Raw genomic sequence first — 13,492 nt, forward strand, 5'->3', positions numbered from 1 at the left:
GACGTGAGTTCCTCAGCCAGCACGTGGAAGCAGCCGAAGGCCGTCTACGCCGTCGCCTTCGCCTGCGTCGTCAGCTTCATGGGCATCGGCCTCGTCGACCCGATCCTGCCCGCCCTCTCCGAGCAGCTCGACGCCTCGCCGAGCCAGGTCAGCCTGCTGTTCACCAGCTACCTCGTCGTCACCGCCGTGGCCATGCTCGGCACCGGGTGGGTGTCCAGCCGGATCGGCGCGAAGAAGACGCTCGTCACCGGGCTCGCGGTCATCGTCGTGTTCGCCGCCCTCGCCGGGCTGTCGGGCTCCATCGACGGGATCGTCGGCTTCCGCGCGGGCTGGGGCCTGGGCAACGCCCTGTTCATCGCGACCTCGCTGGCGGTCATCGTCGCCTCGGCCACCGGCGGCTTCGCCGGGGCGATCGTGCTCTACGAGGCGGCCCTCGGCCTCGGCATCGCGGCCGGCCCGCTCGTGGGCGGGCTGCTCGGGAACGTGAGCTGGAGGGGGCCGTTCTTCGGCGTCGCCGTCCTCATGGCGATCGCCCTGCTGGCCACCGTCGTGCTGCTCGACGAGACCCCGCGGCCGGCGCAGCGCACCCCGCTGTCCGCGCCGCTCAGGGCGCTGCGGCACCGCAGCCTGCTGACCATGAGCCTCACCGCGCTCCTCTACAACTGGGGCTTCTTCACGATGCTGGGCTACGCGCCCTACCCGATGGAGCTCGGCGCCGTGGACCTCGGCTGGGTCTTCTTCGCCTGGGGCCTGCTGGTCGCCCTGTTCTCCGTCGTCGCCGCACCCCGCCTGCAGGCCCGCTTCGGCACCGCCCCCTCGCTCTACGGCGCGCTCGGCACCTTCGCCGTCCTGCTCCTGCTCATCGGCCTGTGCACCGACGTCCGGTGGGCGCTCATCGCCTGCGTCGTCGCCTCCGGCGCCGTCGTCGGCGTCAACAACACGCTGACCACCCAGGCGGTCATGCTCGTGGCGCCCGTGGAGCGCCCGGTCGCCTCGGCCGCGTACGGCTTCGTGCGGTTCATCGGCGGCGGGCTCGCCCCGTTCGTCGCGGGGCAGATGGTCGACGCCTGGGACATCCACGTGCCGTTCCTGGTCGGCGCGGGCGCCGTCGCCCTCGGCGTCGCGGTGCTCGCCCCCGGCCACCGCGTGCTCGCCGCCTCGGACGCCGGCCTCGCCCGCGGCCACGAGCGGCCCGACCCCGCCGACGTCGCCGGCGAGGTGGCCGACGAGTTCGGCGGCGCTCCGGCCGCGGTCGACGGCGAGGTGGCCGCGCAGCACGCCCGCGCCTGAGCAGCCCTACGGTGGGCGGCACCGGCACCGGGGAGGACGACGATGACCAGCCCCACCGACCGCCCGCGGGTGGCCACCGAGCTCGACGGCGACGTCTGGACGGTGACGCTGGACCGCCCCGAGGCCGGCAACGCGATCGACCCCGCCCTCGCCGCGCAGCTCGCCGCCGCGCTGGACGCGCTCCCCGCGGGCGCCCGGGCGGTGCTGCTGCTCGGCCGCGGCGAGCGGTTCTGCGTCGGCGGGGACGTCCGGGCCTTCGCCGGCACCGACGACCTGCCGGGCTTCGTCGGGCGCCTGGCCGCCGACTGGCACGGCGTCGTCCGCCGGCTGCTCGGCTGCCCGGTGCCGGTGGTCGCCGGGGTGCAGGGCGCGGTGGCCGGCGCCGGGGTGGGGCTCATCGGCGCCTGCGACGTCGTGGTCGCCGCCCGCTCCACCCGCTTCCGCCCGGCCTACAACGCGCTGGGCCTGTCCCCCGACGGCGGCAGCTCCTGGGTGCTGGCCCGCACCCTGGGCGCCCCGCTGGCGCTGGACCTCGTGCTCACCGACGGCACGCTCACCGCCGTCGAGGCGCACCGCCACGGGCTGGTGGCGCGGATGGTGGAGGACGAGGAGCTGCCCGGGGCCGCCGTCGAGCTGGCCCGCCGGGTGGCCGCCGGGCCGGTGCGGGCGATGGTGCGCACCCGCGGGCTGGTGCGCCGGGCGGCCGTGCGCACCCCCGCCGAGCAGCTCGACGACGAGGCGCGCCTCATCGCGGAGTCCGCCGCCGACCCGGAGGGCCGGGAGGGCGTGCGCGCGTTCGTCGAGAAGCGGGCGCCGGACTTCCGGTCGGCCTGACCCCTCAGGCGAGGACGGCCGACACCCCGGCCGGCTGCACGATGAGCGGGTCGGGCGTGCCGACGACGTCGTCGCGGCGGCCGGCGTAGTCGAGCACCGACAGCACGTGCCGCATGGCCTCGAGCCGGGCGCGCTTCTTGTCGTTGGCGCGCACCACGGTCCACGGGGCGTGCGGGGTCGACGTCGCCGCGAACATCGCCTCCTTGGCCGCGGTGTAGTCGTCCCAGCGGTCGAGGGCGGCGAGGTCGGTGGGCGAGAGCTTCCACTGCCGCACGGGGTCGCGCTGGCGGACGGCGAAGCGGGTGCGCTGCTCGCCCCGCGACACCGAGAACCAGAGCTTGACCAGGTGCAGGCCGTCGGCGACGAGCATCCGCTCGAACTCCGGCGCCTCCCGCAGGAAGGTGTCGTACTCCGCGTCGGTGCAGTAGCCCATCACCCGCTCGACGCCGGCGCGGTTGTACCAGGACCGGTCGAACAGCACGATCTCCCCGGCAGCGGGCAGGTGCTGCACGTAGCGCTGCAGGTACCACTGGCCCTGCTCGCGCTCGGTGGGCTTGTCCAGCGCCACCACGCGGCTGCCGCGGGGGTTGAGGTGCTCGGTGAAGCGCTTGATCGCCCCGCCCTTGCCCGCGGCGTCGCGGCCCTCGAAGACGATCGCCACGCGCTGGCGCCGCTCCTTGACCCACGCCTGCAGCTTGAGCAGCTCGATCTGCAGCCGGCGCTTCTCCGGCTCGTACTCGCGGCGGCGCATCAGCTCCGGGTAGGGGTGGTCCTCGCGCCAGGTCTCCGGCCGCGGGCCCTGGCCCGACGTCCGCCCACCGGCGAGCACGCCGCCGGTCCAGCGACCGGGGTCCGGCTCCCGGCGCGGGCGGGGCAGCGGCGCGGCGACCCGGTGCGGGGCGGGCAGCGCGGGCGGCGGGACGGCGTCGCGCGGCAGGGGGACGACGACGTCGGCGGGCGCAGGCGCGGACTCGGACGAGGGCGCCGCTTCCGGCAGCCGCAGCAGCTCCAACGGCGCCCAGACCACGCGCCGCGTGCCGGCCCAGCCGACGCGGACCCGCGCCCGGCAGCGGCCGTCGTCGTCGAAGCGCCAGCCGAGCACCTCGGCGGCGCGCCAGGCGCCGTCGAGGTGCAGCTCCGCGGGCTGCACCTCCCCGAGGGAGGCGACCCGGTCCCCGTGCGCCGCCATGCCGCTCACGGTAGGAGACAACATGCCTGCGGAGGGTGAGCACCTGTGACGAAGTCGCGGCCCCGCGGCTGGCGATCCGGGCCAGGAACGACCGACGCCGCCGGGGCGGGTGCCCCGACGGCGTCGGACTCAGGGTGGAGCTGAGGGGATTCGAACCCCTGACCCCCTCGATGCGAACGAGGTGCGCTACCGGACTGCGCCACAGCCCCTGACGGGAGACGAGACTACCGCCCGCCTCCCCCGGGCCACCGACGGGGGTGGCGGCCCGGGTCGAACGGCTCAGCCGTTGACGACGCGCGGCTGGTAGTAGTCGATGTCGGCGAAGCCGATGTCGTCGTCGTCGAGGCCCACGACGGCGCTGTCCTGCCAGCCGGCCGGCGCCGGGGTGCGGGCGGCGACCACGCGGGCCGGGCGCAGCGGGTGCACCGGGGCGAGCGGCAGGCTCGGGTGCGGCAGACCGACGGTGTGGTGCACCGGCTCCTCGGCCACCGGAGCGGCCACCGGGGCGGGCGCGGGGCGGGCGGCCGGGCGCGGCGCGGGACGGGCGGTCGACCGGGCGGCGGCGCGGGCCGCGCGGCGGGCGGCGGCCTGCTCGCGGCGGACGGCGGCGCGCAGCACGGCCAGGTAACCGACCACGGCGACGTCGAGCAGCCCCTGCGCGATCCACAGCCACGGGCTGACGAACAGCGCGCCGACCAGCGCCAGCAGCGTCAGCGCGACGAGACCGGCCAGCGTGCGGCGCCGGACGGCGTGCACGTCGACCTTCAGCTCGCCGGTGCTGCGCAGCAGGTCGCGGTCGACCGAGACGCGCTCGGTCTCCGCCGAGCGCACCGGGTCACCGGGACGCCGCCGCTGCAGCGTCCGGCCCGGGGTGACCTCCGCGCGGGCCACCCTCCCGTCGCCGCGGGTCACCACCATCGGCACCAGCACGACGAACCAGAGAACGACCAGCGCGGCGAGCAGCACGCCTGACCCCATCGAGAACACCACCCGTCACACGAGTCACTTGCCGCGGCAGGTTATGCAGGCGACTCCCCCGGACGAGGGAGGCGCGCGGGCGTGTCGCGGGAGTGTTGTGTGACGGGTGGGACGGAGGAGGCGGCGTGTCGACATGCGGTCGGCCGCTCACCCGACGTCAGTGGTGTAAGCCCGGACCCCGCGCGAGCCACGTGGACAGCACGCCGGCGGGGGCGTCCTCGGCCAGCAGCGCGTAGGACAGGTGGTCGCGCCAGTCGCCGTCGATGTCGAGGTAGCGGCGCAGCAGCCCCTCGCGCGCAAACCCCAGCCGCTCCACCAGCGCCTGGCTCGGCCGGTTCTCCGGGCGGATGTCGGCCTGCAGCCGGTGCAGTTCGCCGGGGCCGAAGGCGTGGTCGCACACCAGCGCCACGGCGAGCGAGGCGAGCCCCCGCCCGGCGACGGCGCGGTCGATCCAGTAGCCGAGCGACCCCGAGCGCAGCGCCCCGCGGACGATGTTGTCCACGGTCACCTGCCCGGCCAGGCGGCCCTCCACCCGGACGGCGAAGGGCATCGAGGTGCCCGCGCGCGCCCGCCGCAGCACCGACCGGCGCATCGCCCGGTAGGCCGCCGGCGTGTGCCGCACCGACCACGCCACCGGCGCCGACGGCTCCCACGGCCGCAGCCACGCCTCGTTGGCCAGCCGCAGCCGGCTCCACTCCACGGCGTCGCCACGGCCCAGCGGCGAGAGCTCGACCGGGCCGTACGCCAGCCGGGCCGGCCAGCCGGGGTGGGGCGTGGGTTCCAGCTCAGCCGCCCAGGAGCAGCGGCATGACGGTCACCAACCCGCCCTCGGCGACCTCGGTGACGTCCTCGTCGACGACGATCAGGCAGTTGGCCCGCGCCATCCGGGCGAGCATCGCCTCGTCCCCGCCGCCGAGCGGCTCGACGACGTAGCCGCCGTCGGGGTGGCGCATGACCTGCCCGTGCAGGTACTGCCGGTACCCCAGCGGCGAGAGCAGCCGCTCGGCGGAGATCGCCTGCACGGTGCGGCGGAACAGCTGCCGCTTGCCGAGCATCGAGCGGATCGCCGGGCGCACGAACACCTCGAAGGAGACCAGCGCCGCGACCGGCTCGCCGGGCACGCAGATCACCGGGACGTCGTCGCGGCCCAGCCGGCCGAAGCCCTGCAGGGGGCCGGGGTGCATCGTCACCTGACGGAAGCGCATCGGGCCGAGCTCGGCGAGCACCTCCTGCACCATGTCGCCCTCGGCGGAGAACGTGCCGGCGATGAGCACCAGGTCGCTGCGCAGCAGCTGGCTCTCCAGCACCTCGGTGAGCCGGCGGCGCTCGGTGGGCAGGATGCCCCAGCGGTAGGCGGCGGCCCCGGCGTCGCGGGCGGCGGCGGCCAGCGCGTAGGTGTTGACGTCGACCACCTGCCCGGGCGCGGGCTGCGTGGTGATGTCGACCAGCTCGGTGCCGGCCGACAGCACGGCCACCCGGGGCCGCGGGCGCACCTGCACCCGGTCGCGCCCGACGGCGGCGAGCAGGCTGATCTGCGCCGGCCCGATCGGGGTGCCCACGGTGACCGCGCTGGTGCCGGGCGAGACGTCGTCGCCGGCGCGGCGGACCCAGCTGCCGGGCTCCACGCCGGCGTGCACCTGCACCCGCACCATCCCGCCGTCGGTCCACACGCCGGGGACGACGACGTCGGCGCCGGTGGGCAGCATCGCACCGGTGGCCACCCGCTGGGCGAGCCCGGGGGCCAGCGCGCTCGGCGCGGCGGCGCCGGCCACGCTGTCGCCGACGACGGCGAGCTCCACCGGCGCGTCGGGCGTGGCGCCGGCGACGTCCTCCGCGCGGGCGGCGTAGCCGTCGACGGCGGCCTGGTCGAAGGCGGGCAGCGCGCGGGCGCTGACGACGTCCTCGGCGCAGAGCAGGCCCTGCGCGTCGAGGACGGCGAGCTCGATCGGCTCGGGCTGGGGCACCGCGGCGAGGATCTCGTCGAGGTGCGCCTCCACCGTGCGGGGCGCCTCCGGCTCGGGCTCGGCGAGGGTGCGGGGCGGGGGCACCGCGCCGCGGTCGATCGCGGCGGTGGCGTGCACGGGCAGCCGCGGGGACGTCGGGGGGTCGACGGTGGCCCCGCTGCGGAGGTCCAGCGCCGTCGTGTCCCGGGGCGCCCAGCCCGCGCCGTTCTCGCTCATCGCCTCGATCGTCCCCCCTCGGGGGGCAGCCTCAGGCCTGCGACGCGCCCTCGGCGGGCAGGTCGGCGACGAACTCGGTCAGCCAGGAACGCAGAGCGGGCCCGAGGTCCTCCCGCTCGGAGGCCAGCCGGATGACCGCCTTGAGGTAGTCGAGCTTGTCGCCGGTGTCGTAGCGGCGGCCGTCGAAGACCACGCCGTGCAGCGGGTGCCCGCGCTCGACGAGGGTGGCCAGCGCGTCGGTCAGCTGGATCTCCCCGCCGCGGCCGGGCGCGGTCTCGCGCAGCACGGCGAACACCTCGGGCGAGAGGACGTAGCGGCCGATGATCGCCAGGCTGGAGGGCGCCTCGTCGACCGGGGGCTTCTCCACCAGGCCGGTGATCGTGACGACGCCCTCCTGGGTGTCCTCCTCGATGGCGACCGCGCCGTACTTGTCGATGTTCTCCGCGCCCACGTCGAGCAGCGCGATCACCGAGCCGCCGTGCTCGGCCTGCACGGCGAGCATCCGCTCGAGCAGGTGGTCGCGGGCGTCGATGAGGTCGTCGCCGAGCAGGACGGCGAACGGCTCGTCGCCGACGAACGCGGCGGCCTGCAGCACCGCGTGGCCGAGGCCGCGCGCCTCGCCCTGCCGGACGAAGTGCACCTGCGCGACGTCGGTGGACTCCTGGACGGCGGCCAGCCGGCCGGCGTCGCCCTTCTTCTCCAGCGCCGCCTCGAGCTCGGGCGTGCGGTCGAAGAAGTCCTCGATGGCGGCCTTGTTCCGGCCCGTCACCATGAGCACCTCGGCGAGGCCCGCGCGGGCGGCCTCCTCGACGATGTACTGCAGCGCGGGGCGGTCGACGACCGGCAGCAGCTCCTTCGGCACCGCCTTGGTGGCGGGGAGGAACCGGGTGCCCATCCCGGCGACGGGGATGACGGCCTTGCGCGCGGGGCGCTGCGGGGTCGACATGGGCGGCAGCCTAGCCAGCCGGGCCCAGCGGACGATTCCGTACCGACCCCTCCGGGGGAGGCGCGGCCCTAGCCTGACCGGGTGACCCCGCCGCCGGAGGGAGACGCGGCCAAGACCGCGCTCCGCGCACGGTTCCTGGCCGCACGCCGGGACCGCTCCCCCGCCGCGCGCGCGTCCGCCGCAGCGGCGGTCACCAGCGCCCTGCTCGCGCGCCTCGCGCAGGTGCAGGTGCTCGCGGCGTTCGTCCCCGACGACACCGAGCCCGGCGCCGGCCGGCTGCCCGCGGCGTTCACCCAGCTCGGCGCCCGGGTGCTCCTGCCGGTGGTGCCCGACTCCGGGGCCGAGCTGCGGTGGGCGGTCGACACCGGCCGGCTGGCGCCGGGCCGCTTCGGCCTGTCCGAGCCGGTGGGGCCGCGGCTCGGCCCGACGGCGCTCGGCACCGCGCAGGTCGTCGTCGTGCCCGCGCTGGCCGTCGACCGGGCCGGCACCCGGCTGGGCCGCGGCGGCGGGTACTACGACCGCGCGCTGCGGCACGCGCGGCCGGGCGCCGTCGTGGTCGCGCTGGTCTTCGACGGGGAGCTGGTCGAGGCGCTGCCGGCGCTGGGGCACGACCGCCCGGTGACCGCCGTCGTCACCCCCTCCGGCGGCTGGCAGGACCTACCGGCCGGTAGGTGACACGGTGGTCGGCGTCCCGTCAGCGCCGACGACAGGAGCACCGCCCGTGTCACCGGAGATCGTCACGATCCTGGCGCTCGTCGTGATCTTCGCGATCGCGACGTTCCTGCCCATCAACATGGGCGCGCTGGCCTTCGTCGCCGCGTTCGTCGTCGGCACGCTGTCCGTGGGGCTCACGACGGACGACATCCTCGGTGGCTTCCCCGCCGAGCTGGTGCTGACCCTGATCGGGGTCACGTACCTGTTCGCCATCGCGCAGAACAACGGCACGGTCGACCTGCTCGTCCGAGGCGCGGTGCGGCTGGTCGGCGGCCACGTCGCCGCCATCCCCTGGGTGATGTTCTCCGTCACCGCGCTCCTGACGGCGATCGGCGCCCTCTCGCCGGCCGCCGTGGCGATCATCGCGCCGATCGCCCTCGGCTTCGCCGCCCGGCACGGGATCAACCCGCTGCTCATGGGGATGATGGTCATCCACGGCGCCCAGGGCGGCGGCTTCTCCCCGATCAGCGTGTACGGCGTCACCGTCAACGAGATCGTGGAGACCGAGGGGCTCCCGAACAGTGCTCTGGCGGTGTTCCTCGGCAGCCTGTTCTTCAACCTGGCGATCGCGGTGGTCCTCTTCGTCCTCTTCGGCGGACGTCAGCTCCTCGGCCGCAAGGTCTCGACCGCCCCGACGGAGGCCGAGCTGCACGCGGAGCACGGTCACGGGCGCGGGCCCACGGTCCGCGGACACGGCGCGGCACCCGGTCCCGCCGTGGGCGGGGACGACGACCACGAGGACCATCCCGACCGGCCGCAGCCGGTGACCTTCGAGCAGGTGCTCACCCTCGTCGGCCTGGTCGTGCTGGCGGTCCTGGCGTTGGTCTTCAAGCTGGACATCGGGTTCGTCGCGATCACCGTGGCCGTCGTCCTCGCGCTCTTCTCCGCCCAGCGGCACAAGGGCGCGGTCAGCCAGATCAGCTGGTCGACGGTGCTGCTGATCGCCGGGGTGCTGACCTTCGTGTTCGTGCTGCAGGAGGCCGGCACGATCGACTACGTCGGCGAGGCCGTCACCGGTCTGGGCATCCCACTGGTCGTGGCCCTGCTGCTGGCCTACATCGGTGGGGTGGTGTCGGCCTTCGCGTCGTCGACCGCGATCATCGGCGTGGCCATCTCGCTCGCGGTGCCGTTCCTCCTCGCGGGCGACATCGGCGCCGTGGGCGTGATCGTGGCGCTCTCCGTCGCCTCGACGATCGTCGACGTCAGCCCGTTCTCCACCAACGGTGCGCTGGTCCTGGCGGCCGCGCAGGACGTCGACAAGGACCGCTTCTACAAGCAGATCCTGGGTTACGCGACGATCGTCGTCGTCGTGGGACCCCTGCTCGCCTGGCTCGTGTTCGTCGTGCCCGGCTGGCTCTAGCGCTGATCGGAGCACCTCGTGACCGGACCGCTCGACGACATCCTCGTCGTCGACCTCACCCGCGCCCTCGCCGGGCCGCACGCGGGGATGATGCTCGGCGACCTCGGCGCCCGCGTGATCAAGGTGGAGAACCCGGGCAGCGGGGACGACACCCGCGGCTGGGGGCCGCCGTTCGTGCAGCCCGAGGAGGGTGCCCGGGAGTCGACGTACTTCCTGTCGACCAACCGGAACAAGGAGTCGGTCACCCTCGACCTGAAGGACGACGGCGACAAGGAGCTGCTGCGCGAGCTCGTCCGCCGCGCCGACGTGCTCCTGGAGAACTTCCGCCCCGGGACGCTCGCCCGTCTCGGCTTCGGCACCGACGTCCTCGCCGAGCTCAACCCGCGGCTGGTGACGCTCTCCATCAGCGGCTTCGGCCACGACGGCCCCGAGGGCAGCCGCGCCGGCTACGACCAGATCGCCCAGGGCGAGGCGGGGCTGATGTCGCTGACCGGCCCCGGTCCCGACGACCCGCAGCGGGTGGGCGTGCCGATCGGCGACCTGCTCGCCGGCATGTACGGCGCCTACGGCGTGCTCGCCGCCCTGCACGAGCGCGAGCGCACCGGCCGCGGCCAGGTCGTGCGCACCTCGCTGCTGGCCGCGATCGTCGGCGTGCACGCCTTCCAGGGGACGGCGTGGACGGTCGGCGGGCAGGTCGGCCGCGCGCAGGGCAACCACCACCCCTCGATCGCCCCCTACGGGCTGTTCCGCTGCAAGGACGGCAGCGTGCAGCTGTCCTGCGGCTCCGAGGGGCTGTGGCGGCGGCTGTGCGCCGAGTTCGGCCTCGACCCCGAGGCCGAGGGCCTGGCCACCAACGGCGAGCGGGTGGGCAACCGGGCGCAGGTGATCGAGCTGCTCGAGCGCACCTTCGCCGACATCGGCCCCGAGGACCTGCTCGCCCGCCTGGCCGCGGCCGGCGTCCCAGCGGGCAAGGTCCGCACGATCGACGAGGTCTACGCCTGGGACCAGACGCTGTCCCAGGGCCTGCTGGTCGACGTCGACCACGCCACCCTGGGCCGGCTGCAGCTGCCCGGCCCGCCGCTGCGCTTCTTCGCCCCTGGGCCCGACGGCGAGACCGAGACCACCCGCCGTGAGCACGCCGCTCCCCCGGTGCTCGGCGGCTCGGACGCCGACATCCGCGCCTGGCTGAGCTCGTGACCCGCCTGGACGCGCGGACGCTGCGCGACCTCGTGCTGGACCCCGGCTCCTGGAAGAGCTGGGACGCCCCGATCGGCGCCCGCGACGTCGACCCCGCCTACGCGGAGGAGCTGCGGGCGGCCGCCGAGCGGTCGCGGCAGGACGAGGCGGTCGTCACCGGGGAGGGGTCGCTGCGCGGCCGGCGGGTGGCCGTCGTCGCCGGGGAGTTCGGCTTCCTCGCCGGCTCCATCGGCGTCGCCACCGCCGAGCGGCTGGTCGCGGCCGTCGAGCGGGCCACCGAGGAGGGGCTGCCGCTGCTGGCCGCGCCGGTGTCCGGCGGCACCCGCATGCAGGAGGGCACGGTCGCCTTCCTGCAGATGATCGGCATCACCGCGGCGATCGCCCGGCACAAGGCCGCGGGCCTGCCCTACCTCGTCTACCTGCGCGACCCCACCTTCGGCGGGGTGCTCGCCTCGTGGGGGTCGACGGGGCACGTGACGATCGCCGAGCCCGGCGCCTCCATCGGCTTCCTCGGGCCGCGCGTCTACCAGGCGCTCTACGGCGAGCGGTTCCCCGAGGGCGTGCAGACCGCCGAGCACCTCGCCGAGCGCGGGCTCATCGACGCCGTCGTGCCGCACGAGGACGTCGCCGACCTCGCCGACCGGGCGCTGTCGGTGCTGTCGGCGCGCCGGACCTGGCACCTCGACGTGCGCGACGCCGAGCGGCCCACCGCCGAGGACGGCACCGACGCCGACGACCCCGAGGACGGCCGCAGCGCCTGGGACGTCGTCACCGCCTCCCGCCGCCCCGACCGGCCCGGCGTCCGCCGTCTGCTGCGCACCGCGGCCACCGACGTCGTCGGGCTGTCGGGCACCGGCGCCGGCGAGAAGGACCCCGGCCTGCTGCTGGCGCTGGCCCGCTTCGGCGGGGCGCCGTGCGTCGTGCTCGGCCAGGACCGGCGGGGGCAGTCGATGTCGGCGCCGCTCGGCCCGGCCGCGCTGCGGGAGGCCCGGCGCGGCATGCGGCTGGCCGCCGAGCTGCACCTCCCGCTGGTCACCCTCATCGACACCCCCGGCGCGGCGCTGTCCCGGGAGGCGGAGGAGGGCGGGCTGGCCGCCGAGATCGCCCGGTGCCTGGAGGACCTGGTGACGCTGAAGGCGCCGACGCTCGCCGTGCTGCTCGGGCAGGGCACCGGCGGCGGCGCGCTGGCGCTGGTGCCCGCCGACCGGGTGCTCGCCGCGGCCAACGGCTGGCTCGGTCCGCTGCCGCCGGAGGGCGCCTCGGCGATCGTGCACCGCACCGTCGACCGGGCGCCGGAGATGGCCGCCGGCCAGGGCGTGCGGGCCACCGACCTGTGGCGCGCCGGCATCGTCGACCGCGTGGTGCCCGAGCGGCCCGACGCGGCCGACGAGCCGGTGGAGTTCTGCCGGCGGCTCGGGCGGGTGCTCGGCGAGGAGTTGGCCGGGCTGCTGGGCCGCGAGGACGCCGAGCGCACCCGCAGCCGGCTGCACCGCTACCGCCACCTCGGCCGCTGAGGGACCCCGCGCGAGGCCGCGGACGATCAGCCGGACGCTAGGCCGCGGTGGCCTCCGGGACCAGCCCCCAGGCGGCCGCGACGAGCTCGAGGCTGCGCACCCGCTCGGCGACGCCGTGGGTCGAGGCCGAGAGCATGAGCTCGTCGGCGCCGGTGGCCGCGGCAAGCTCGCGCAGCTGCGTGGCCACCTGCCCCGGGTCGCCGACGACGGCGTTGCTCGGCATCGCCTCGGCGGCCGCGCGCTCGGGGTCGGTCCGCGCCTCCTCGAGGCTGGGCACCGGGCGCAGCCGGTTGGTGCGGATGGCCAGGCGCATGAGCTGCCCGGGCAGCGCGAGCCGGCGGGCGTCCTCCTCGGTGTCGGCGGCCAGCACGTTCGCCGTCACCACCGTGTACGGGCGCTCCAGCGCCGGCGAGGGCCGGAACGACTCCCGGTACAGCTCGACGGCGGCCTGCACGTTCGGCCCGCCGAAGTGGTGGGCGAAGGCGAAGGGCAGCCCGAGGTGGCCCGCGAGCTGCGCGGAGAAGCCGCTGGAGCCCAGGAGCACGACCTCCGGCGACGACGTCGGGGCCGGCGTGGCGCTGAAGTGCTCGGCCAGCCCGCCCTCGACCCTCCGGTCGCCGAGCAGGCCGAGGAGGTCGAGCAGGTGCTGCGGGAAGTCCTCCGCGCCCAGGGCGGCCGGGTCGCGGCGCAGCGCGATCGCGGTGTGCGCGTCGGTGCCGGGGGCGCGGCCGATGCCGAGGTCGATCCGGCCCGGGTGCAGCGCCTCGAGGAGCGCGAACTGCTCGGCGACGACGAGCGGCGCGTGGTTGGGCAGCATGACCCCGCCCGAGCCGACCCGGATCCGCGCCGTCGCGGCGGCCAGGTGCGCGATGAGCACCGGCGGGTTGGTGCTGGCGACCGCCGGCATGTTGTGGTGCTCGGCCACCCAGATGCGGGTGTAGCCGAGCCGGTCGGCGGCCTGCGCGACCCGCGTGGTGGCGGCCAGGGCGTCGGCGGTGGACTGCCCCGAGCCGACGGTGGCCAGCTCGAGGACGGACAGCGGCAGGGGCGCGGACTCGGTCATCACCTGCGGCAACGCCCCCGGGACCGGTCCGGCTTCCCTCCCGCCGGTGTCGGCTACGTGGCCGTGGGGTGTCCGGGCGGTCACGGCATGACCGGTACCGGCGCGTCTCACCCGTACGCGCCGCCTCCCACCCGCCCGAGGTGGTACGCACGGTGAGCAGACGACGACCGGGTGTCGCACGACGGGGGCACGAGGGTCACCCGGTCGGACTGTGAGCTGACCCACCG

At 76.0% G+C, this 13,492-nt stretch carries 12 protein-coding genes and 1 tRNA gene; 6 read left to right on the plus strand and 7 right to left on the minus strand.

Annotation, left to right across the window (positions count from 1 at the left end; translation table 11 throughout):
* Positions 1–3 precede the first annotated feature (3 nt).
* Both ACI79X_RS01050 and ACI79X_RS01055 read left to right on the plus strand, forming a co-directional pair.
* A complete protein-coding gene (locus ACI79X_RS01050) occupies positions 4–1,290 on the plus strand; it encodes an MFS transporter (RefSeq protein ID WP_457023559.1) in 1,287 nt (428 codons plus the stop codon).
* A gap of 42 nt (positions 1,291–1,332) precedes the next feature.
* A complete protein-coding gene (locus ACI79X_RS01055) occupies positions 1,333–2,124 on the plus strand; it encodes an enoyl-CoA hydratase/isomerase family protein (protein WP_457023560.1) in 792 nt (263 codons plus the stop codon).
* A 4-nt stretch (positions 2,125–2,128) separates the two neighbouring features.
* On the opposite strand, the gene ppk2 is transcribed toward ACI79X_RS01055, so the two are convergent.
* The 6 genes from ppk2 to galU all read right to left on the minus strand — a co-directional run bounded on the left by ppk2 (position 2,129) and on the right by galU (position 7,417).
* The gene (gene ppk2, locus ACI79X_RS01060) at positions 2,129–3,313 is read right to left on the minus strand and encodes a polyphosphate kinase 2 (RefSeq protein WP_457023561.1); all 1,185 of its coding nucleotides are present in this window, start codon (positions 3,311–3,313) and stop codon (positions 2,129–2,131) included.
* Positions 3,314–3,448: 135 nt separating this feature from the next.
* Positions 3,449–3,522 (minus strand) — tRNA-Ala (locus ACI79X_RS01065).
* A gap of 70 nt (positions 3,523–3,592) precedes the next feature.
* Positions 3,593–4,291 (minus strand): divisome protein SepX/GlpR, encoded by a 699-nt coding sequence (gene sepX / locus ACI79X_RS01070; protein ID WP_457023562.1) that lies wholly within the window; start codon positions 4,289–4,291, stop codon positions 3,593–3,595.
* A 157-nt stretch (positions 4,292–4,448) separates the two neighbouring features.
* A complete protein-coding gene (locus ACI79X_RS01075) occupies positions 4,449–5,075 on the minus strand; it encodes a GNAT family N-acetyltransferase (protein WP_457023650.1) in 627 nt (208 codons plus the stop codon).
* A gap of 1 nt (position 5,076) precedes the next feature.
* A complete protein-coding gene (gene glp, locus ACI79X_RS01080) occupies positions 5,077–6,471 on the minus strand; it encodes a molybdotransferase-like divisome protein Glp (protein WP_457023563.1) in 1,395 nt (464 codons plus the stop codon).
* Positions 6,472–6,502: 31 nt separating this feature from the next.
* A complete protein-coding gene (gene galU, locus ACI79X_RS01085) occupies positions 6,503–7,417 on the minus strand; it encodes a UTP--glucose-1-phosphate uridylyltransferase GalU (RefSeq protein WP_457023564.1) in 915 nt (304 codons plus the stop codon).
* An 81-nt stretch (positions 7,418–7,498) separates the two neighbouring features.
* Here galU and ACI79X_RS01090 point away from each other — a divergent pair, with 81 nt between their 5' ends.
* Genes ACI79X_RS01090 through ACI79X_RS01105 form a run of 4 tightly spaced genes read left to right on the plus strand, consistent with a single transcriptional unit; the run spans position 7,499 to position 12,202 of the window.
* Positions 7,499–8,092: a 5-formyltetrahydrofolate cyclo-ligase gene (locus ACI79X_RS01090; protein WP_457023565.1), complete on the plus strand. Its 594-nt coding sequence runs from the start codon at positions 7,499–7,501 to the stop codon at positions 8,090–8,092.
* Between the two features lie 46 nt (positions 8,093–8,138).
* The gene (locus tag ACI79X_RS01095) at positions 8,139–9,491 is read left to right on the plus strand and encodes an SLC13 family permease (RefSeq protein ID WP_457023566.1); all 1,353 of its coding nucleotides are present in this window, start codon (positions 8,139–8,141) and stop codon (positions 9,489–9,491) included.
* A gap of 18 nt (positions 9,492–9,509) precedes the next feature.
* On the plus strand, positions 9,510–10,688 hold the full coding sequence (locus ACI79X_RS01100; RefSeq protein ID WP_457023567.1) for a CaiB/BaiF CoA transferase family protein: 1,179 nt from the start codon (positions 9,510–9,512) through the stop codon (positions 10,686–10,688).
* Positions 10,685–12,202, plus strand: coding sequence for a carboxyl transferase domain-containing protein (locus ACI79X_RS01105; protein ID WP_457023568.1), 1,518 nt, complete (start codon positions 10,685–10,687; stop codon positions 12,200–12,202). Before ACI79X_RS01100 ends, ACI79X_RS01105 begins: the two co-directional genes overlap by 4 nt.
* 37 nt (positions 12,203–12,239) lie before the next feature.
* Here the strand turns inward: ACI79X_RS01105 and ACI79X_RS01110 are convergent, their stop codons facing one another.
* Entirely contained in the window at positions 12,240–13,265 is a 1,026-nt protein-coding gene (locus ACI79X_RS01110) for an LLM class flavin-dependent oxidoreductase (protein WP_457023569.1), read from the minus strand.
* Between the last annotated feature and the right edge of the window lie 227 nt (positions 13,266–13,492).

This window comes from Geodermatophilus sp. SYSU D01119 (assembly GCF_054049975.1).